Consider the following 19,349-nt stretch of genomic DNA (forward strand, 5'->3'; position numbering starts at 1 on the left):
CTAAAAACTTATCGGCTGTGAGCATAAACGCTGGAAGATTACCGTCCTTATAAAGTTTTCCATATCTTAAGGTGTCATAGCTTGTTGGTGTATTTACAAATCTTTCGCCCACATTAACAATCGCTTCGCCGCGCATTCCAAACAACGAACTAAAACTAATTCCTAGCAAAACAAGAATAAGGGCTAGGTGAAACAACAGGTTGCCGGTTTCGCGCGTAAATCCCTTTTCTGCAGAGATTGATCCATCTCTTTCTAGAATCCTGAAACGGTTTGATTTAAACCAAGCGCGTGCAATATCTAATTCATTTCCATTCGTTGTCCATGATGAATGATGTTCCATTCTTGATAGATTCTTTGGTGTAGCCGGCGGCAATGCACGCGCTGCTCGAAAGTGCTCAAAGGTTCTAGGCAGTACACAACCAATCAGTGATATGAACAAAAGGATGTAAATAGCACTGAACCAGGGTGATCCATATACGTCAAAAAGATAAAAAAGATCCATCCAGCGTGCTGATTCGGGTGAATCTTTGAAGTATTGGCTCACTTGAATTGGATTTTGGGTGCGTTGGGGTATTAAAGACCCGGGAATTGCAGCGACTCCAAGCATCAATAACAAAATGAGTGCCGTGCGCATGCTGGTTAGTTGACGCCATGAGTAACGCAAAAGGCCAACGCTATCTAGCTCGGGTAACTCTGTTTGTTGACTCATCAAATCACCGGAATGAAATCTGAAATTAGTGAGCGCATGGAATTCATTAATTGACTCCAAAACCCTAGGACTTGCATGACACCGATTGTTATCAAAAAGATTCCACCAACTTTGGAAATTATGTCCCCGCGTCGATAAATGATTGACCTTAACTTTGCTGACTTATCTATTGAGAGTCCAGAAAGTATGAATGGGAGACCTAAGCCGAGGCAGTACCCGAATGAGAGAACCGCTCCGCGAACAGCGCTTGATTCTTGAAAAGCTAATGTTTGAACTGCGGCAAGTGCCGGACCAATACAAGGCGTCCAACCAATCCCAAACAACACCCCAAGAAGTGGTGCGCCAAGTAAACCTCCAGTTGTTCGCATTTTTGGTCTAATCGTTGGAGAAAATGGAAAGCGACCGTAGAAAATAAAACCTAAGAAAATTGTTACGAGACCAAGTATCCGAGAAATAATCTCCTCGTTAGCAGACAAGGTATTACCAAGTCCTCCAAAAATTGCACCGAATGAGACAAAAACAGCGCTGAACCCCAATACAAAGAGAAAAGATCCCAGTAAGACTTTTCCGCGGCTTACTGAGAATCCTGCTGCAAATGAAAGATAACCAGGCACCAAAGGCAAAACGCACGGTGACAAAAAGGAGATTAACCCAGCGATAAACGCAAACGGGAATGCCGTTAGAAGAAATCCTGAAAAGATCTGCTCGACGAAGAAATCTTTCATTCCGTGCTCACTCTTTCAATCAACTGCGTCAAAGAGGCCACAGTGATAACTCCTGAAATACGTGCCGCCACTAAACCATTCTTGTCCAAAATAACTGTTGTGGGAATGGCATTTGCAGGCAGAGAGCCCTTGAAACCTATCAATATTGAATCATCAATAATTGTTGGATAAGGAAGTTTAAATCGTCGCGCAAAAGCTTCCGCATTTGCGGGATTGTCACGAGTTAATATCCCAATAAAGGCAACGTCAGGATATTTAATAGCCAAGGATGCAAGAGCGGGTGCTTCTGCTCTGCATGGGGCACACCATGATGCCCAAACATTTACAACCGCAACTTTGTCTTTTGTGTAGGTGTAGTTGCTCCCAGACAACGTCAACCCTGTAATTGTCGGAGCAATTTTTCTGTCTGCAATTTTTATAAATGTTGTTGATCCATCACCAGAGACAAAGCTTTCCTCTGATGAGGATTCTCCGCCTCCGCTACACCCGGTGAGTGCAATTGCAAGAGCAATCAAGAGTGCTAATTTCTTCATTAATTTTTTTCGGGCAATAGATGACGAGCTGGTTCAGAGTAAGACAATCCAGAAATAACACCTTCGTCATCAAAATGAATGCTTGTAACTGAAGCAAGTGTGCATTCACGTTTCCGGGGATCATGCAAAAGACGTCGATTTTCTATCGCACTTCGCAAAATCCAGATTGGTAGTTGATGTGACACACAGATTGCATCTTTACCGTTTGCAGCCTTGTGTGCTGCAAATACAGCCGCAAGCATGCGATTGATTTGTTCCTCGTACGGTTCACCCCATGATGGCTTCCATGGATTCCAAAGATGCTTCCATGCTGCTGGATGTCGCAAAACCCCGTCTCCCACACCAAAAGGTTTTCCTTCAAAAATATTTGCTGCCTCTATTAAACGCTCGTCCGTAGTAATTTCAATATTGTGCGCTGCAGCAATAGGTGCAGCTGTTTCCTGCGCACGTTGCAAGGGCGAAACATGGAGCGCACCTAAATCAAGAGCCTTGGACCAATCGCCAATAGTGCGAGCCATCTCTTGCCCACGATCAGATAAACGCCACCCTGGTTGGCGACCGTACAAAATCTTGTCTGGATTATGGACTTCTCCGTGGCGGACCACATGCACTGTTGAACTCATTGGGAAAGCATAAAGCGTCCCGAAACCCCGTCTATCGCTAAGGTAGTGACATGGCACTCACAGGCAAACGAGCTGCCTTCTTTGATGTCGATAACACGCTTATACGAGGCTCAACCATTTATTTCCTGGGGCGAGGGATGTATCAGCGTGGTTACTTCACTAAGAAGGATATTTCGCGTTTCGTTTTAGCCAACCTGAGATTTCGCTTAACGGGAAAAGAGAATAAGGAAGAGATCGCTCGTTTCCAGACTGCTGCCACAGATTTTATTGGTGGGCACAATGTCAAAGAGATTCAAACTATTGCGGAGCAAATTTATGACGAGTTTGTATCTCCTGCAATGTGGCAAGGAACAATTGATATCGCTCAAAACCATATTGCAAATGGAGTTGAAGTTTATTTAGTTACTGCTGCACCTGAAGATATGGCTACATTGATTGCCAAGAGATTAGGTTTAACGGGTGCGCTCGGAAGTAAAGCAGAGATCAAGGATGGTCTTTACACCGGAAATATGAACGGTGCTCTACTGCACGGAAAAGAAAAGGCGGTCGCAATCCGCGAGTTAGCAGCGAAAAAGGGTTTTGATTTAGAAGATTGTTTCGGATATTCAGATAGCAACAATGACCTACCGTTACTGCAATGTGTGGGACATCCATCGGCAATTAACCCAGATGCGCTATTGGGATTGAGAGCCATGGCTGAAGGTTGGCCTATTCATGACTTCCGTAGGGCCCGATTTATTGGTCGTGCCATTTCCCCACTTGTGGTTCGCCTTGCCGCTATTGGCACTTGGTTGACCCCGCGTAAAGGTAGAAGGTAATTAACAAGAACTGAAGATATGCCAGTAATGTAGGCAAGTTATGGAAATGCGATCCTTCTCCGACTACCTACGTAGCGTTGATGATGCTGCCCTTTTGAATTTGTTTACAGCTCGTCCAGATTTAGTAACGCCTGTTCCGCCTGATATCGCATCACTTGCCGTGCGCGCCTGCTCTGCGCCTAGTTTGGCAAGAGCAATAGATTCCCTTAACCAATGGCAGTTCCAGGTTTTAGAAGCTGCGGCTTCCTTAAATGAACCATTTCTAGAAAAAAGCGTTGTAACTCTTACAGAAAAGGAAGCAAAAAGTGCTTTAGAGCATCTTGTAACCATTGGGCTTATCTATCCATCTGAAGATGGGTTGCGATTACCAACACAATTGCGTGATGTTATTGGAACAGAGCCAGCAGGTTTAGGGCCAGCATCACTTGCTAAGTTAAAACTCAGTGAATTAGATGATGCGCCAGTCGATGCTAAGAAAGTTTTAGAACGTTTAGTGTGGGGCCCTCCACGTGGAAGTGTTGGAGATATAAAGAATCCTGGGCCTGGGGTTACTTGGCTACTTGATAAGAAGTTTTTAGTACCACTAGATCAGCGCACAGTAATTTTGCCGAGAGAAGTAGCAATTTCATTACGCGGTGGAAAAATCCACAAAGAGCGATTCATTAAACAACCAGAATTAAAAGGTGCAAAACGTGATGGACGCCAAGTAAATCTTGCGGCGATTGCAAATGTTTCCACTGTTTTGCGCTGGGTTGAAGAGTTACTGAATTTTTGGGCTGATGAGCCCGCAGATGCATTAAGGGCTGGCGGCTTGGGTGTTCGTGACTTAAAAATAGTTTCAACACACCTAGGTGTAGATGAATCCTGCACAGCTTTTGTCGCAGAACTTGCATATCTTGCTTCATTGATCAGTTTTGATGCCGATGATCGAATATTGCCAAGTAATAAGTTTGATATCTGGTTGATGCAGACACCAGCTGATCGCTGGCAAATGTTGGCATCGCAATGGCGCATCACCTCTCGCGTGAGCGGTTTAGTAGGTCGAGTTGAAGCCAAGAATGTTGCAGCACTTGGCCCAGAATTGGATCGAGTAAATGCTGCGCGGGTACGAGCATTAACCCTAGAACTGTTGCGTGAAAATGAGGGCATCGCACCCGATTGGAATAGCTTTAAAGAGGTCTTGTCTTGGCGTGCACCTGTGCGCCGTAACTCCTCGCTGCAGGAAGAGCTTGCAGAATGGACCCTACGTGAGGCTGAATGGCTAGGAATAACAGGCCAAGGAGCAATCTCTAAATTTGGAGCTCAATTCCTAAATGGTGATGACTTAAGTTCCATCAACGAAGATCTACCAAAGACAGTTGATCACATCTTGATTCAAAGCGATAACACCGCTATCGCACCAGGGCCACTTGAACATGAAATTTCGCAAGCACTTGCAATGATGGCAGAGATTGAAAGCCGTGGCGGCGCAACCGTTTACAGATTTACTGAAAGCACAATTCGTCGTGCGCTAGATCATGGTAAGACTGGTGATGAGATTAAAACATTCTTAATCAAGACATCTAAGACACCAATGCCACAACCACTTGAGTACTTAATCGCAGATGTTGCAAAGAAACACGGAAAGTTGCGTGTTGGAAATACATCTTCATTTATAAGGTGTGAGGACACGGCGTTAATTTCTCAAATCATGAATGATAAGAAACTTGAGATCTTGGCTCTTCGCCGCATTGCACCTGAAGTTGTCATCTGTGACATGGATGCAACCGATGCAATGCGGGTGCTTCGTGAATGCGGGTATCTGCCTGCAGGTGAATCTGCAAATGGCATGATTTTGACAGGCCCTAAAACAAACCGTGCATTGACCAAGCCTCGTCCTCCGCGAGTAATTGGTGAAGTTGAAATTCCAGATACAGAATCTCTGATGACTGCAATTCGAACTCTTCGCACCGGTGAAAAATCAACATTTCGCCAAACGAGATTACGCCAGGTAGCAAGTGAAGCGTTAGGTCAACTTCCTCGCACAACTGCAAATGAAACGATGGAAATTCTCAATCAATTCATCATTGATGAGAAAACCCTTTCCATTGGATATGCAGATAACAATGGCGGAGTAACCCATCGCATTATTGACCCGATACGCATTAGCGCTGGGGCATTAATCGCGCGGGATCATGCAACGGGTGAGGTCCAATCCTTCAGAATTCCACGCATCACAGGCGTGGCACCGCTATAGACTTACCCCATGCTGGCCGCCCTAGAAGCTTTAGTTAAGTTGGAATCACCAACTGAAGATCTAGATGCCTGCCGCGATGTTGTTCATTTAGCAAGTGACATAGCAACTCGAGTTTTGGGAACACCGGCAGAGATTCGCGAAGTCAATGGACGTCCTGTTTTTTGGTGGGGTACACCTAATCCCGATGTGATTCTTCTTGCCCACTTGGATACCGTGTGGCCTAAGGGTTCTTTTAATCCTTTGTGGAGCGTTGAGGGAACAGCAGCTCGAGGCCCAGGAATTTTTGATATGAAAGCTGGGTTTGTTCAGGCGTTGTATGCCATGAAAGGAATTACCGGAAGTGTGGCATTGATTGCAACCACTGATGAAGAAACCGGTAGTGCAACAAGTAAAGATTTCATTAAGGAAATTTCTTCAAAAGCAAAAGCAGTTCTAGTTTTAGAGGCATCACTCGACGGTAAAGTTAAAACAGGCCGCAAAGGCACCGCCATGTATCAAGTAAAAATCCATGGCAAGGCATCACATGCTGGACTTGAACCTGAAAAAGGTATTAACGCAACTGTCGAAATTGCACATGCTGTTCTGGCAATTACCGCATTAGAAAATAAGGAGCATGGAACGACTGTAGTGCCAACAACGTTACATGCCGGAAACACAACTAATACCGTCCCAGATTTAGCCGTTCTAGATATTGATATTCGTTCATTCTCAATGGACGATCTAAAGCGAGTTGATAATGCAATCAAGAATCTTGCACCTGTTAATCCTGCAACTCGTTATGAAGTTACTGGTGGATTTAATCGTCCCCCTCTAGAAATTACCTCGACAATGGCGTTATATGAGCGTGCAGAGAGAGTTGCTAAAGAGATTGGATTGCCGCCACTAGGTCATGCCTCAGTTGGTGGAGCAAGTGATGGCAACTTTGCCGCTGCTGCCGGAGCTCAGGTTCTAGACGGGCTTGGCGCCGTTGGAGCTGGCGCTCATGCCGCGCATGAATGGGTGGACATCAGTACTCTTGAAGATCGCCGCAAGTTGTTACATGCGCTAGTAAAGGATTTACTTAATGACTGATGGTCCACTGATTGTTCAGAGCGATAAAACGCTTCTGCTCGACATCGACCATCCAATGTCTGTTGAATGTCGAAGAGCTATTGCACCTTTTGCCGAACTAGAGCGTTCGCCAGAGCACATTCACACTTATCGCTTAACTCCACTTGGCTTATGGAATGCTCGTGCAGCAGGACATGATGCGGAACAAGTAATTGACACATTAATCAAATATTCTCGCTACGCAGTCCCTCATTCAATTCTTATTGATGTTGCAGAAACGATGTCACGTTATGGGCGTTTGCGTCTTGAGATGGACCCTGTGCACGGACTAATTCTTATTACGACAGATACCGCTGTCCTAGAAGAAGTAATCAGAGCAAAGAAAATTGCTCCATTACTTGGTGCTCGAATAGATGCTGAAACAATTACTGTTTTGCCAAGTCAGCGCGGTCAAATAAAGCAATCACTGTTGCGTCTTGGTTGGCCAGCAGAGGATTTTGCAGGTTATGTTGACGGCCAAGCACATGAAATTTCTTTAGTACAAAAGGATTGGAAGATTCGCCCCTATCAGGAACTAGCGGCTGAAGGTTTTTGGCATGGTGGTTCTGGTGTTGTAGTTCTTCCTTGTGGCGCAGGTAAGACAATTGTTGGAGCAGCGGCTATGGCGCATGCAAAAGCAACAACATTAATCTTGGTGACAAATACCATCGCAGCTCGTCAGTGGCGCGAAGAGTTACTCAAGCGCACCACTCTTAATGAGGATGAAATTGGCGAGTATTCAGGGGCAAAAAAAGAGATTCGCCCGGTAACTATTGCTACCTATCAAGTCATGACAAAGAAGAAAAATGGCGTGTATGCACACCTGGATCTCTTTGATTCATACGACTGGGGCTTGATTATTTATGATGAGGTTCATCTGCTACCCGCCCCGATCTTTCGTTTTACCGCAGATATCCAATCACGCCGCCGTCTAGGTTTAACGGCAACGTTGGTACGCGAAGACGGTATGGAAGGTGAAGTTTTCTCGCTCATCGGTCCAAAGCGTTTTGATGTGCCTTGGAAAGAGATTGAAGCTCAAGGTTATATCGCGCCAGCTGAATGTATTGAAGTTCGGGTTAATCTAACCGAAACAGAGCGCTTAGCGTATGCAACAGCAGAACCAGAAAATCGATATCGAAATTGTGCAACTACTAGAACAAAGCGAGATGTAGTTGAAGCGTTGGTAGAAAAGTATGCCGATGAACAAGTACTTGTAATCGGACAGTACATAGATCAACTTGATGAGTTATCTGAGGTCTTGGGTGCCCCGTTGATCAAGGGTGAAACGCCTGTAAAGGAACGTGAGATTCTTTTCAACAAATTTAGAACTGGTGAGATTAAATGTTTAGTAGTTTCTAAGGTTGCTAACTTTTCAATTGACTTACCAGATGCAACAATTGCAATTCAGGTTTCTGGCGCATTTGGAAGTCGTCAAGAAGAAGCACAACGTTTAGGAAGAATTTTGCGCCCAAAGTCTGATGGACGCGGTGCAAAGTTTTATTCTGTCATTTCTCGCGACACTATCGATCAAGATTTTGCGCAGAACCGTCAGCGCTTCTTAGCTGAACAAGGCTACTCATATAAAATTATTGATGCTGACGATGTTTTTCAAGGGAAGATCTAAATCGTTCCGGATCTACCCGCCAAAAATCATGGTGAACACCATCTATTTGTGTAACTGGAATTTTCTCACCGTAGAGCTTTTCTAACTCTTCGCTTCCATCAATCAAAATCTCTTGGATTTCAAAGTCGAGTTCTTCCTGCATGGATTGCAATACGGCTAGTGCTGACTCACAGAGATGGCAACCAGTTCGCCCATAAATTGTTATGAGTGTCATGTAACCACCCCTTCTGACCTGACAATTGACTTAGAGAATTGATAATTCTCACCCCTGACCTTAAACCACACTCAATGCCCTGATAGCGTTCGGCTCATGGTGCGCATAAAGAGATTAAGGGTAATTGCCGTAGCGGTTGCTCTTGTTGCCTCAATTCTGAGTGCTCCTTCTGCCCCTGCTCTGACATTCAAACAAATCCCTGCGACAACCTGGGGTCATGTTTATGCAGGTACTGATCCTGTAACTAGTTCGAACCCTCGACCAGCGCAGAAAAATCTTGAAGCTAAATCTAAATTTATAGTTAAGTACAACAACTTTCCTGATTGGGCAAAAAAAGAAGTCCAAGCTGCGGTAAATGTCTGGTCGGCAAATTTTAGTTCTGCTGTTCCAATCACAGTAGATGCTTCATGGGGTCGATCAAGTTCCTGGGGCGTTCTGGGAAGTGCGCGGCCAGGAAGTTTCTTTTCCGCATTTTCAGGAGCGCCCGATCCATCGTTATGGTATTCATCAGCTACTGCAAATGCGTTGGCTGGACGAGATTTAGATAAAGCTAATCCTGAAATCATTATCCAGGTTAACTCTGGTGCAATCTGGAATACTCGTGGTGATGGAACGCCATCGTCCTCTGAATATGATCTTGAATCTGTTTTCATTCATGAATTAGGACATGGTCTCGGTTTTCTTTCCAATGACGCCTACGATCCATATTACGCATTAGGCAGTTTGGATCAACCAACACCATTTGATGCATACCTTCAGACTTCTGATGGACGACGCCTTTCCGATCTTCCAACGCCATCAAAAGAACTGGGCGTAGCACTAACTAGTTCATTGGTCTGGAATGGTCCACTTGGCATCAAAGCTAATGGTGGAGTAAAGCCAAAAATGTACACACCTTCGCGCTATGAATCTGGATCATCAACTTCGCACTTAGATGAAAACACATTTTCAAAATCCGGTCTTGATTCAGTTATGACTCCAAGCCTTGATCCAGGAGAAGTATTTCGTCAACCTGGTCCTCTTCTTTTGGCAATGATGGAAGATATGCGCAATAAGCCTCCAGCAGGCGTTGCAACCGAGCTTCCACAAGCACCCCGAAATGTGCAGGCATTTACTGGTGATTCTTCAGCCCTTATCTCCTTTGATCCTCCGGTTAATCTGCGAACCGCCCAGATCAGTGAATATATTGTTAAAAACATCAAGACCGGAGTTGAGAAGAAATCACTCACTAGTCCCGTGCTTATGACTGGCTTAAAGAATGGAACTTCTTACACATTTTCAGTTGTTGCCAAGAATGCATTAGGTACATCAGATCCAGAGATAACTAAAGCAATTACGCCACAAACTGGATGGAAGAGCACGGTCCTTGATAGTTCAGCTGATGGAAAAAGCGTTGCAAGTGCATCCTTTAATGGTCAACCAGCAATTGCATATACCGACACAAAAAGTGGTGACTTAAAGCTTGCAACTTATGATGGCAAGAAATGGAAAAAAGTAACAGTCGACGGGGCAGGAGGAAGTGGCGGCCGTACAACTGACACCATTTCTGGCTCTATCTCGATGTGCGTAAATGGCAGTGGACTAAAACAGACTCTTCATATCTTTTATAGCGATTTGACCGAAAAAGATCTTAGGTATGCGGTGTTTAACGGGAAGAGTTTTGCCGTTGAAGTAATTGATGGCAACGGTCCTGCGGTCAACGAATACACCGAAGTGGTTCGCGTGCGAACTTCTAGTGATGTCAGTGTTGCAAACGCTTGTGTTGCTACCGCCAGTTCTGTGCAGGTCTATTATCGTGATGAAACTCAAGGAGTTTTGCTTGGCGCTGTTAGAACTAAAACTTCCACATGGAAGTATGAGTTAGTAGATGGTGATCGCAAAACTGATGGTCGCACAACAGGTGACGTTGGATTCCACTTACAGGCAATCTTTGACGGCTCTAAAACATATGTTGCATACGATTCAGTTGTCTCAATGAATCAGAAGAAGGAAATTACTTCGGGTGCTATTCGAATTGCGACACGTACCGGCATTGAGCCGCGAGATTGGGTATATCAAACCTTAGACATCTCGACAGATGATGCATCTATATTTGGTTTTGATGTGGCACTTGCAAAAGTAAATGGTGATGTCATGGCTACCTGGTTAGCTGCATCAACGGCAACCGCACCAAAACCGAATCAGGTTCGTTGGGCGCTATTGAGTGATCCGACGAAAATTTCCAGATTAACCACGGAGAACTTCGGGACACCGGGAGAGTATTTAGCAACAGATGGAAGAACAATCATCTTTAACTGCCAGGAAAGACTGTGCGCTCTAGATACGAGCAAAAAAGATTTAGGACAATCTGCAATACGTTTAGTAAGCAGTACCCAAGGCTCTGAACCAACTCAGAGCGCTTGGGTGACCGTCAACAAAGTTAAACATCTTCTTGCCACTGTTAATGGCAAGCTTGCACTTTTAAAGCCGTAATTATTACTTAGCGTTACGGCGCTGAATGCGAGTCTTCTTGAGAAGTTTCTTATGCTTCTTCTTCGCCATGCGCTTGCGTCGCTTTTTAATTACGGAACCCATATGTCACGCTCTCATTTCTAAAGTGCGCACTGAGTGTGCGGGGGTTTAGGTTACCGCGGAAGTAGGGTAAAAATCGAAACCGATTCTGCGCCTAAAGTCAGGGCTAAAACCCCGATCTCCTTAGAAATGATCAGTCCGAGCACTTCTTTCTGTCCCACGGGGCCACTATCGGCTGCGGTGATGATGCCCTTGGAATCAAAGGTGAGCAACAGCGGTGTTGGCGTTTTTGGATTCCAATTCAATTGTGTGATTGCACCTGTTGACATGAAAAATGCTTGAGTGGAAGAGGCTGAAAGCGTTGGGCCTGTTGAGGCAAATCGATAGGTCCAACTCGGGACATATGATGAAGAGAATTTTGTAACCGCTGATTCTGTTTTCCCTGCTGCTACCACTTCGCCAGCAAGCAGTAATGAAGTTGATGCGCTATTCCATATTCTCTTACCTTTTGCGACAGAACTACGCACAACAGAAGTAATCTTTAGTGTTTTAGAAACCTTTACCAAAATCCCATCTGTAACTCCTGCAACTTTCTTGCCGACAAGTGTTTCAGAGCTAGATCCAGCAACGGTGATTGTGCCATCAGGGTGTCTGACAACTGCATCAGCTGTCGTAGATGATGCACCAATTTGAAGTAATTTAGAAAATGCACCGGCTGAATCTATATTGGCAAGAAAGCCTGCATTTCCTTTGCCATTAGCAACGATTCCTACAACCGATGCTCCATTCTTATCAAGTGATACCGCAGTTGGGAAAAGCACAAAACTAGTTGGTAACGTGTTTGTAAATAACACAGTACCTGTTGGGCTAATTTTCCATATTGTGACTGCTTGTAGGTTGCCAACATTTGTAGATGGTGGGATTACAGCACTATCTGGATTTATGGGTGTTGCAGTTGGCGTAGGTGTAACCAGCCCTAGAGCAAGTGGGGTGGCACCTGCAATCCAAATATCACCAGCTGAATCAACTGCGGCAGCGGTTGCAATTGATGCTGCAGATTGATCAAGGGATAAGTTCCACAACTCTTTACCTGCCACATCTATTGCACGGGCATAAGCCTTTGATGCCTTAGTCCCAAAAACTATTATTGATCTACCGCTCACAACTGCGCCACTTACTTCATCGGGTGTGCCAATGGTTGTCAGCAATTGCATTGGTTTGACAGTGATTTTTTTGGGTGCTGAGTGTGCAGCAGGGGTTATTAACAATGAAACTAGAAGAAAGAAGGTGAGAAAGCGTTTCACGCTAATTCCTGCGAACGATCGCTGGCCGCCTTCATTGCTTTGGCAACCATAGAGTTCATCTCACTTGATCCAAAAGATGCGAGCGCTGCAGCAGTTGTGCCGTTTGGGCTTGTCACATTTTCGCGCAAAGTCGTTGCGCTTTTGCCTGATTCTTCTAATAACTTTGCCGCTCCGACAATTGTCTGAATCGTCAGAACCGTTGCATCCTTCTCGCTCAGGCCGAGGTCTTTGGCTCCTGCAACCATGGCTTCAACAAATGCGAAGAAATATGCCGGTCCAGATCCGCTAGTTGCGGTGACCGCATTTTGTAGATCCTCTGCAACTTCAATTACCTTGCCCGTTGCACCTAGCAAACCCAGCACAAAGTTCTTTTGAGTCTGGGTTACTCCTGTACCAAACGAAGCTGCAGCCATACCCGCACCTACCAATGTCGGTGTATTTGGCATTACGCGGACTACTGGGTTATCTGTGCCAAGGCTGCTAGATATAAATGAAATTGTCTTGCCCGCAGCAAAGCTGATTACAACCGCTGTTGGGTTGATTGATTCTTTGATTTCTTCAAGCACCGCAGCCATATCCTGAGGCTTAACCACCAATAAGAGTGCATCGGCGGCTGCAACATTGTTTGCTAACGGTGCTTCCTTAATTGAATATCGTGCCACGAGTTCGGCGCTTCTATCGGCTCGCTTTTCTGAAATCGTAATCAACTCTGGTTTAACACCAGATGAAATCAAAGCAGAAATCAAGGCTTCGCCCATAATGCCAGCGCCAATTACTGCAACCTTTGAATCCTGATTCATGTAACAAGCCTACCTGTTATGCCTGTAGGCTCTGCGACTATGTCAGAAGTTAAGCCAGGATTTGCGCGTGATTGGGTTGAATTCTTTGACCCGAATGATGCTGAAACTATATTCAAGTGCGACCTAACCTGGTTGACCTCATATTGGACATGTATCTATGGCGATGGTTGCCAAGGTGTATTTAAAAGCCAGCCATTTTCTGGTTGTTGCACAGAAGGTGCGATGTATACAGACAAGGCTGATGAAGAGCGCACGGTTAAAGCTGCTGCCTATCTCACTCCTGAAATGTGGCAGTTCTATAACGAAGCCCGACCAAAAAAGCCTGGCGGAGAATTACGCATTTCTGAAAAAGATGAAGATGGGGAACGCAAAACACGTCGTGTAGATGATGGTTGCATCTTCTTGAACCGTAAAGGTTATGAAGCAGAAGGTTTCACTGGATCATTTGGTTGCGTTCTGCACCATGTTGCACAACGCGATGGAAAACACTTTGCAGATACAAAACCTGACGTGTGCTGGCAGTTGCCCTTACGTCGTAGTTTTGAAACTCGCGAATACGGCGAGCGCGAATACTCTGTAACAGTAATCGGTGAGTATGAGCGCCTTGCATGGGGCGATGGTGGAGAAGATTTTGACTGGTACTGCACTAGTAATAGTGATGCTCACGTTGGAACAGAGCCGGTATATGTCTCCAATAAGTATGAACTTGAACTTCTGATGGGTAAGGACGCCTATAACGAACTGGCGCGCCTATGCGATGTCCGGATGGAACACATCCGTGAGTCAGCAGCCCGAAACCTTCCGCTGTTTATCATCCAGCATCCAGCAACCTTGGCTGCCCAGAAGAAATAGTCAGTCCCTTGTCATAGGGTTACCTCATGGCCAAGGTTGAAAAAGATCCATTCCGCTGCACCGAGTGCGGTTGGACATCCCAAAAATGGGTAGGTCGCTGCGGTGAATGCCAGGCATGGGGCGTTGTTGAAGAGATTGCCGCACCTAAGAAATTGTCATTGGTTGCAGGCAACGTAACGGCAAAAGCAACACCAATTGGCGATGTAGATCTCTCCGCAGCTCACGCGCGACCAACGGGTGTATCTGAACTTGATCGTGTACTCGGTGGTGGATTAGTGCCAGGTGCAGCAATTTTATTAGCTGGTGAACCAGGAGTTGGTAAGTCAACACTTCTACTTTCCGTTGCCGCGCAATCTGCTTCTAAAGGAATATCTGCACTCTATATAAGTGGTGAAGAATCAGCCTCACAAGTTCGACTTCGCGCAGAACGCATCAACGCAATTGATCCTCAACTATTCCTGGCTTCTGAAACAGATCTTGGTGCTGTTATTGCACACATCGATTCTGTTAAGCCACAACTTCTAATCATCGACTCAGTACAAACTATCGGCAGCTCTGCAGCAGATGGTGCACCTGGTGGCGTTACACAAGTTCGCGAGGTTGCTGGCGCACTGATTCGAATCTGCAAAGATCGCGATATCACGCTACTTCTTGTTGGACATGTAACAAAGGATGGATCAATTGCAGGTCCACGACTGCTAGAACACATCGTTGATGTTGTTTTACAGTTTGAAGGCGAACGACATTCTCGACTTCGTTTGATTCGTGCAATCAAAAATCGTTTTGGTGCATCAGATGAGGTTGGCTGCTTTGATTTAAGTGACACGGGAATTGAATCCGTATTGGATCCAACAGGATTATTTACTTCTCGTCATGCAGAACCTGTTCCCGGCACATGTGTAACTGTCACTCTTGAAGGTCGCCGTCCCTTACTGGCTGAAATTCAAGCACTTGTCTCTGCCGGCCGAGAAAATGATTACGGAAATGCACGTCGGGTTGTTTCAGGTCTAGATTCTGCTCGCACATCAATGACACTTGCAGTCTTAGAGCTGCGCGCAAATGTTCGCGTTGGTGGCCGGGATGTTTATGCAGCAACCGTTGGTGGCATGAAAATGACTGAACCAGCTGCTGATTTAGCTCTTGCTTTAGCCGTTGCCTCTGCTGCAAAAGGTCTTGCCCTGCCTTCAGATTTGGTAGCGATCGGTGAAGTTGGCCTAGCTGGAGAAATTCGTAAGGTCAGTGGCGTCAATCGCAGACTACAAGAGGCATACCGTCTTGGTTTTAAGCGCGCACTAGTCCCCACTGGATCAGATACAAAGATTGAAGGCATGGAGATCGTTGAAGTTTCACGACTAGATGCCGCTCTAAAACGGGTAAAAATCACCGGGGAATGAGTTCGTTAGAAAAACCAATACTCTCTTGGTTTAAAAAGAACAAGCGGGATTTACCATGGCGTGATACTTCGCCTTGGGGTGTCATGGTCAGTGAATATATGTTGCAACAAACACCGGTTAACCGTGTGCTTCCTAAGTGGAGTGAATGGATGAAACGCTGGCCGACTCCTCAGGATTTAGCAAAGGCAACCCCTGCAGAAGTTATAACTGCATGGGGGCGACTTGGTTATCCACGGCGTGCACTGCGACTACATGCTGCAGCACAAATAATCGCTGAAGATTTCAACAACAAAGTGCCAGAAGATCAAGAAACTCTCCAACTTCTACCTGGCATCGGTGAATACACCGCTGCGGCAATCGCAGCTTTTGCTTTTGAACAACGATCACTTGTGATGGATGTGAACATACGCAGATTGTTAATTCGTGCAATCGATGGTGAAGAGCATCCAAAGCCAGCGCCTACTGCCAGAGAAAAGACTCGTCGTTTAGAAATATTACCTGTTAAGAATGCGCATGTGTGGGCTGCGGCAACTATGGAGCTAGGCGCATTAGTTTGCACATCAAAAAATCCTGCTTGCGAGCTCTGCCCAATCATTAGTCAATGTCAATGGCGCAAAAACGGATATCCAAAAACAGAACTTGTTCGCAAATCTCAAGATTGGCATGGAACAGATCGCAAGTGCCGAGGCACAATTGTTCAAGCACTACGCGAGAATCAATCTCTGACTGAAACCTCAATCAAGAAGCTATGGCCGGATGAATCACAGGTCGAAAAAGCATTGAAAACATTGCTCGAAGACCAACTAATTCAGGCACTTCCCCGCCATCGCTATAGACTTCCTCAATGATTCGTTACGCAACTAAGGAAGACGCACCCCGCATACAGCAGCTCATAAAGGATCTTGCTGAGTATGAGAAAGCACCTTCGGAAGCCAAAGCAACAATCGAACAAATCGAAGAGACAATCTTTGGAGAAAGCCCTGTCGCCTACTGTCATGTTGCAGAAGACAATGGCCTTGTAGTTGGAATCTCTATCTGGTTTCTCAATTACTCAACATGGGTTGGCAAACCTGGTATCTATCTAGAGGATCTCTACGTTGATCCCGCTTACCGCGGCAAAGGTTATGGCTTAGCTTTCCTAAAGGAATTAGGAAAGATTTGCGTTGAACGTGACTATGAGAGATTGCAGTGGTGGGTTCTTGATTGGAACCAGCCAAGTATCGATTTCTACAAATCCTTAGGCGCAGTGCCCATGGATGAATGGACCGTATATCGCGTTAGCGGAGATGCACTTAAAAAACTAGGTAGTTAATTAAGCAGTTGGTGCTTCAGCAAGATCTTCAGGAGTATCAGGTGTTGCAACCTTTGGAGCTCCCGCAAATGTGAATTTTGCTTCTGCCCCTTCTCCTTCAACATCAACAACGATGATCTCGCCTGCCTTCAACTCACCAAACAGGATTCGCTCTGACAATCCATCTTCGATCTCACGTTGGATTACACGACGCAATGGACGTGCACCAAGGAGTGGATCGTAGCCACGCTCTGCAAGAAGATCCTTCGCAGCAGGAGTGAGCTCGATGCCCATGTCCTTATTCTGCAAACGATCATCAAGATTTTTCAGCATCAGATCAACGATCTGAATGATCTGTGGCTTAGTCAACTGGTGGAAGACGATGATGTCATCAATACGGTTGAGGAATTCAGGGCGGAAGTGAGATTTGAGTTCATCACTAACCTTGCCCTTCATACGCTCGTAATTGGTCATATCGTCACCGCTGTTAGCAAACCCAAGCCCAAGTGACTTAGAGATGTCGCGAGTTCCAAGGTTTGTGGTCATGATGATGACAGTGTTTTTGAAATCTACCTTTCGGCCCTGTGCATCTGTTAGATGACCTTCTTCGAGCACTTGAAGAAGTGAGTTGAAGATATCTGGGTGTGCCTTTTCGATTTCATCGAAGAGAACAACTGAGAATGGGCGACGGCGAACCTTTTCAGTGAGTTGTCCACCCTCGTCATATCCAACATATCCTGGAGGCGAACCGAACAAACGAGAAGCTGTGTGACGCTCTGAGTATTCAGACATATCAAGTTGAATCAACGCATCTGCATCACCAAACAAGAATGAAGCAAGTGTGCGAGATAGTTCAGTCTTACCAACACCTGAAGGACCAGCGAAGATAAATGAGCCACCAGGGCGACGTGGATCTTTCAATCCTGCACGAGTACGACGAATTGCTTGTGACAACGCCTTAATCGCTTGATCTTGTCCAATAACACGATTGTGTAATTCATCTTCCATGCGAAGCAGACGTGCAGTTTCTTCTTCAGTTAGCTTGAAGACTGGAATTCCAGTTGATGCCGATAGAACCTGAGCGATGAGTTCTTCATCAACTTCGGTGACCTTATCTAGATCCGTTGCTTTCCAGTTCTTTTCAGCTTCCTGCTTTTCAGTAATCAATGTCTTTTCATTATCGCGAAGAGTTGCAGCTAATTCAAAGTCTTGACCATCAATTGCTGACTCTTTTTCCTTGCGAGCATTGGCGATTTTTTCATCAAATTCACGAAGTTCGGCAGGAGCTGTCATGCGCTTGATGCGAAGACGTGATCCTGCTTCATCAATCAGGTCAATTGCCTTATCTGGCAAGAAACGATCTGAAACATAGCGATCTGCAAGGTTTGCCGCTGCTGCGAGCGCACCATCAGTAATTGAAACTCGGTGGTGTGTTTCGTAGCGATCGCGAAGACCCTTCAAGATCTCAATTGTGTGTGCAACAGAAGGCTCTTTTACTTGGATTGGCTGGAAGCGGCGCTCAAGAGCTGCATCCTTTTCAACATGCTTGCGATACTCATCAAGAGTTGTGGCACCAATAGTTTGAAGCTCACCGCGGGCAAGCATAGGCTTCAAGATGCTTGCAGCATCAATTGCGCCTTCTGCAGCACCGGCACCAACAAGTGTGTGAATTTCATCGATGAAAAGAATAATGTCACCACGTGTCTTGATCTCTTTAAGAACCTTCTTCAAACGTTCTTCGAAATCACCACGGTAACGACTTCCAGCAACAAGTGCACCCAAGTCAAGTGAGTACAGCTGCTTATCTTTCAAAGTTTCTGGAACATCATTTTTGAAAATCGCTTGTGCAAGACCTTCAACAACTGCTGTCTTACCAACACCTGGCTCTCCGATGAGAACTGGGTTGTTCTTTGTGCGGCGTGAAAGAACTTGCATCACACGTTCAATTTCATTTTCGCGACCGATGACTGGATCTAGTTTTCCTTCACGAGCTGCTTGTGTGAGGTTGCGACCAAATTGATCAAGAACTAATGATGTAGAAGGTGTTCCCTCTGCTGGTCCACCAGTTTGAACAGCCTCTTTTCCTTGGTAACCAGAAAGAAGTTGAATAACTTGTTGGCGAACACGATTGAGATCTGCGCCAAGCTTTACGAGTACTTGCGCAGCCACACCCTCACCTTCACGAATCAAACCAAGAAGAATGTGTTCAGTTCCGATGTAGTTGTGACCTAACTGCAACGCTTCGCGAAGTGAAAGTTCTAGAACTTTTTTCGCGCGCGGAGTGAATGGAATGTGACCACTTGGTGCTTGCTGGCCTTGACCGATGATCTCTTCAACTTGTGCGCGAACGCCTTCAAGTGAGATGCCGAGGGATTCCAAGGCCTTAGCTGCTACGCCTTCACCTTCGTGGATCAATCCCAAAAGGATGTGCTCGGTGCCGATGTAGTTGTGATTGAGCATGCGTGCTTCTTCTTGGGCCAGCACAACAACTCGGCGGGCTCGGTCGGTAAAGCGCTCAAACATGGGCGGTACTCCTTCGGATCGATCTTCGGTTAAGCCTAATACCTGAGGGGCTACGCTCGCGAGGTGGATTGGCCCTGCCCTTTACAACCCCAAATGTGGCGGG

Annotated in this window: 18 protein-coding genes; 9 read left to right on the plus strand and 9 right to left on the minus strand. The window is 45.7% G+C overall.

The window, feature by feature from the left end:
- From resB to AC9UH7_RS02035, 4 genes are all read right to left on the minus strand, one after another.
- Window positions 1-709: cytochrome c biogenesis protein ResB (gene resB, locus AC9UH7_RS02020; RefSeq protein ID WP_509594381.1), on the minus strand; the 709-nt coding region annotated here is incomplete at its 3' end.
- On the minus strand, window positions 709-1,434 hold the full coding sequence (locus AC9UH7_RS02025) for a cytochrome c biogenesis CcdA family protein (protein ID WP_509594383.1): 726 nt from the start codon (window positions 1,432-1,434) through the stop codon (window positions 709-711). The genes AC9UH7_RS02025 and resB, both read right to left, overlap by 1 nt.
- Complete coding sequence (locus tag AC9UH7_RS02030; protein ID WP_509594385.1) at window positions 1,431-1,967, minus strand: TlpA family protein disulfide reductase; 537 nt, start codon at window positions 1,965-1,967, stop codon at window positions 1,431-1,433. The genes AC9UH7_RS02025 and AC9UH7_RS02030 overlap by 4 nt, the downstream gene beginning before the upstream one ends.
- The gene (locus AC9UH7_RS02035) at window positions 1,967-2,590 is read right to left on the minus strand and encodes a histidine phosphatase family protein (protein WP_509594388.1); all 624 of its coding nucleotides are present in this window, start codon (window positions 2,588-2,590) and stop codon (window positions 1,967-1,969) included. The genes AC9UH7_RS02030 and AC9UH7_RS02035 overlap by 1 nt, the downstream gene beginning before the upstream one ends.
- A gap of 50 nt (window positions 2,591-2,640) precedes the next feature.
- On the opposite strand from AC9UH7_RS02035, the gene AC9UH7_RS02040 reads away from it, so the two are divergent.
- Genes AC9UH7_RS02040 through AC9UH7_RS02055 form a run of 4 tightly spaced genes read left to right on the plus strand, consistent with a single transcriptional unit; the run spans window position 2,641 to window position 8,357 of the window.
- Window positions 2,641-3,408, plus strand: a complete 768-nt coding sequence (locus tag AC9UH7_RS02040) for an HAD family hydrolase (protein WP_509594390.1) — start codon at window positions 2,641-2,643, stop codon at window positions 3,406-3,408.
- A 46-nt stretch (window positions 3,409-3,454) separates the two neighbouring features.
- Complete coding sequence (locus tag AC9UH7_RS02045) at window positions 3,455-5,644, plus strand: helicase-associated domain-containing protein (RefSeq protein WP_509594393.1); 2,190 nt, start codon at window positions 3,455-3,457, stop codon at window positions 5,642-5,644.
- Between the two features lie 9 nt (window positions 5,645-5,653).
- The gene (locus AC9UH7_RS02050) at window positions 5,654-6,715 is read left to right on the plus strand and encodes a M20/M25/M40 family metallo-hydrolase (RefSeq protein WP_509594395.1); all 1,062 of its coding nucleotides are present in this window, start codon (window positions 5,654-5,656) and stop codon (window positions 6,713-6,715) included.
- A complete protein-coding gene (locus tag AC9UH7_RS02055; protein ID WP_509594398.1) occupies window positions 6,708-8,357 on the plus strand; it encodes a DNA repair helicase XPB in 1,650 nt (549 codons plus the stop codon). Before AC9UH7_RS02050 ends, AC9UH7_RS02055 begins: the two co-directional genes overlap by 8 nt.
- Here the strand turns inward: AC9UH7_RS02055 and AC9UH7_RS02060 are convergent.
- Window positions 8,320-8,571, minus strand: coding sequence for a glutaredoxin family protein (locus AC9UH7_RS02060; protein WP_509594401.1), 252 nt, complete (start codon window positions 8,569-8,571; stop codon window positions 8,320-8,322). The two genes, AC9UH7_RS02055 and AC9UH7_RS02060, sit on opposite strands and share 38 nt — an antisense overlap.
- A 96-nt stretch (window positions 8,572-8,667) precedes the next feature.
- Here AC9UH7_RS02060 and AC9UH7_RS02065 point away from each other — a divergent pair, with 96 nt between their 5' ends.
- A complete protein-coding gene (locus AC9UH7_RS02065; RefSeq protein WP_509594403.1) occupies window positions 8,668-11,043 on the plus strand; it encodes a fibronectin type III domain-containing protein in 2,376 nt (791 codons plus the stop codon).
- Window positions 11,044-11,046: 3 nt separating this feature from the next.
- On the opposite strand, the gene AC9UH7_RS02070 is transcribed toward AC9UH7_RS02065, so the two are convergent.
- The 3 genes from AC9UH7_RS02070 to proC are packed head-to-tail and all read right to left on the minus strand — an operon-like array spanning window position 11,047 to window position 13,186.
- Window positions 11,047-11,145: a 30S ribosomal protein bS22 gene (locus AC9UH7_RS02070; protein WP_009612566.1), complete on the minus strand. Its 99-nt coding sequence runs from the start codon at window positions 11,143-11,145 to the stop codon at window positions 11,047-11,049.
- A gap of 50 nt (window positions 11,146-11,195) precedes the next feature.
- Window positions 11,196-12,386: a hypothetical protein gene (locus AC9UH7_RS02075; RefSeq protein ID WP_509594406.1), complete on the minus strand. Its 1,191-nt coding sequence runs from the start codon at window positions 12,384-12,386 to the stop codon at window positions 11,196-11,198.
- The gene (gene proC, locus AC9UH7_RS02080; protein WP_509594408.1) at window positions 12,383-13,186 is read right to left on the minus strand and encodes a pyrroline-5-carboxylate reductase; all 804 of its coding nucleotides are present in this window, start codon (window positions 13,184-13,186) and stop codon (window positions 12,383-12,385) included. The genes AC9UH7_RS02075 and proC overlap by 4 nt, the downstream gene beginning before the upstream one ends.
- A gap of 39 nt (window positions 13,187-13,225) precedes the next feature.
- Between proC and AC9UH7_RS02085 the strand changes: the two genes are divergently transcribed.
- From AC9UH7_RS02085 to AC9UH7_RS02100, 4 genes are read left to right on the plus strand one after another with little or no spacing between them, the layout of a single operon-like run.
- Window positions 13,226-14,038 carry a DUF3109 family protein gene (locus AC9UH7_RS02085; RefSeq protein ID WP_509594411.1) on the plus strand — a complete coding sequence of 271 codons (813 nt, stop codon included), beginning with the start codon at window positions 13,226-13,228 and terminating at the stop codon, window positions 14,036-14,038.
- 26 nt (window positions 14,039-14,064) lie between these two features.
- Window positions 14,065-15,432 (plus strand): DNA repair protein RadA, encoded by a 1,368-nt coding sequence (radA, locus tag AC9UH7_RS02090; protein ID WP_509594414.1) that lies wholly within the window; start codon window positions 14,065-14,067, stop codon window positions 15,430-15,432.
- Window positions 15,429-16,280 carry an HhH-GPD family protein gene (locus AC9UH7_RS02095; protein WP_509594416.1) on the plus strand — a complete coding sequence of 284 codons (852 nt, stop codon included), beginning with the start codon at window positions 15,429-15,431 and terminating at the stop codon, window positions 16,278-16,280. The genes radA and AC9UH7_RS02095 overlap by 4 nt, the downstream gene beginning before the upstream one ends.
- Window positions 16,277-16,744 carry a GNAT family N-acetyltransferase gene (locus AC9UH7_RS02100; RefSeq protein WP_509594419.1) on the plus strand — a complete coding sequence of 156 codons (468 nt, stop codon included), beginning with the start codon at window positions 16,277-16,279 and terminating at the stop codon, window positions 16,742-16,744. The genes AC9UH7_RS02095 and AC9UH7_RS02100 overlap by 4 nt, the downstream gene beginning before the upstream one ends.
- On the opposite strand, the gene AC9UH7_RS02105 is transcribed toward AC9UH7_RS02100, so the two are convergent.
- The gene (locus AC9UH7_RS02105; RefSeq protein WP_509594421.1) at window positions 16,745-19,246 is read right to left on the minus strand and encodes an ATP-dependent Clp protease ATP-binding subunit; all 2,502 of its coding nucleotides are present in this window, start codon (window positions 19,244-19,246) and stop codon (window positions 16,745-16,747) included. It abuts the gene before it with no gap.
- Window positions 19,247-19,349 lie beyond the last annotated feature (103 nt).

It is taken from the genome of Candidatus Planktophila sp., from assembly GCF_044348745.1.
In the GTDB taxonomy this organism is placed as follows: Bacteria; Actinomycetota; Actinomycetes; order Nanopelagicales; family Nanopelagicaceae; genus Planktophila.

Coding starts and splice junctions, on each gene's coding strand:
- AC9UH7_RS02025 (WP_509594383.1), bottom strand. CDS start 1,434: ATGAAAGATTTCTTCGTCGAGCAGATCTTTTCAGGATTTCTTCTAACG.
- AC9UH7_RS02030 (WP_509594385.1), bottom strand. CDS start 1,967: ATGAAGAAATTAGCACTCTTGATTGCTCTTGCAATTGCACTCACCGGG.
- AC9UH7_RS02035 (WP_509594388.1), bottom strand. CDS start 2,590: ATGAGTTCAACAGTGCATGTGGTCCGCCACGGAGAAGTCCATAATCCA.
- AC9UH7_RS02040 (WP_509594390.1), top strand. CDS start 2,641: ATGGCACTCACAGGCAAACGAGCTGCCTTCTTTGATGTCGATAACACG.
- AC9UH7_RS02045 (WP_509594393.1), top strand. CDS start 3,455: ATGCGATCCTTCTCCGACTACCTACGTAGCGTTGATGATGCTGCCCTT.
- AC9UH7_RS02050 (WP_509594395.1), top strand. CDS start 5,654: ATGCTGGCCGCCCTAGAAGCTTTAGTTAAGTTGGAATCACCAACTGAA.
- AC9UH7_RS02055 (WP_509594398.1), top strand. CDS start 6,708: ATGACTGATGGTCCACTGATTGTTCAGAGCGATAAAACGCTTCTGCTC.
- AC9UH7_RS02060 (WP_509594401.1), bottom strand. CDS start 8,571: ATGACACTCATAACAATTTATGGGCGAACTGGTTGCCATCTCTGTGAG.
- AC9UH7_RS02065 (WP_509594403.1), top strand. CDS start 8,668: ATGGTGCGCATAAAGAGATTAAGGGTAATTGCCGTAGCGGTTGCTCTT.
- AC9UH7_RS02070 (WP_009612566.1), bottom strand. CDS start 11,145: ATGGGTTCCGTAATTAAAAAGCGACGCAAGCGCATGGCGAAGAAGAAG.
- proC (WP_509594408.1), bottom strand. CDS start 13,186: ATGAATCAGGATTCAAAGGTTGCAGTAATTGGCGCTGGCATTATGGGC.
- AC9UH7_RS02085 (WP_509594411.1), top strand. CDS start 13,226: ATGTCAGAAGTTAAGCCAGGATTTGCGCGTGATTGGGTTGAATTCTTT.
- radA (WP_509594414.1), top strand. CDS start 14,065: ATGGCCAAGGTTGAAAAAGATCCATTCCGCTGCACCGAGTGCGGTTGG.
- AC9UH7_RS02095 (WP_509594416.1), top strand. CDS start 15,429: ATGAGTTCGTTAGAAAAACCAATACTCTCTTGGTTTAAAAAGAACAAG.
- AC9UH7_RS02100 (WP_509594419.1), top strand. CDS start 16,277: ATGATTCGTTACGCAACTAAGGAAGACGCACCCCGCATACAGCAGCTC.
- AC9UH7_RS02105 (WP_509594421.1), bottom strand. CDS start 19,246: ATGTTTGAGCGCTTTACCGACCGAGCCCGCCGAGTTGTTGTGCTGGCC.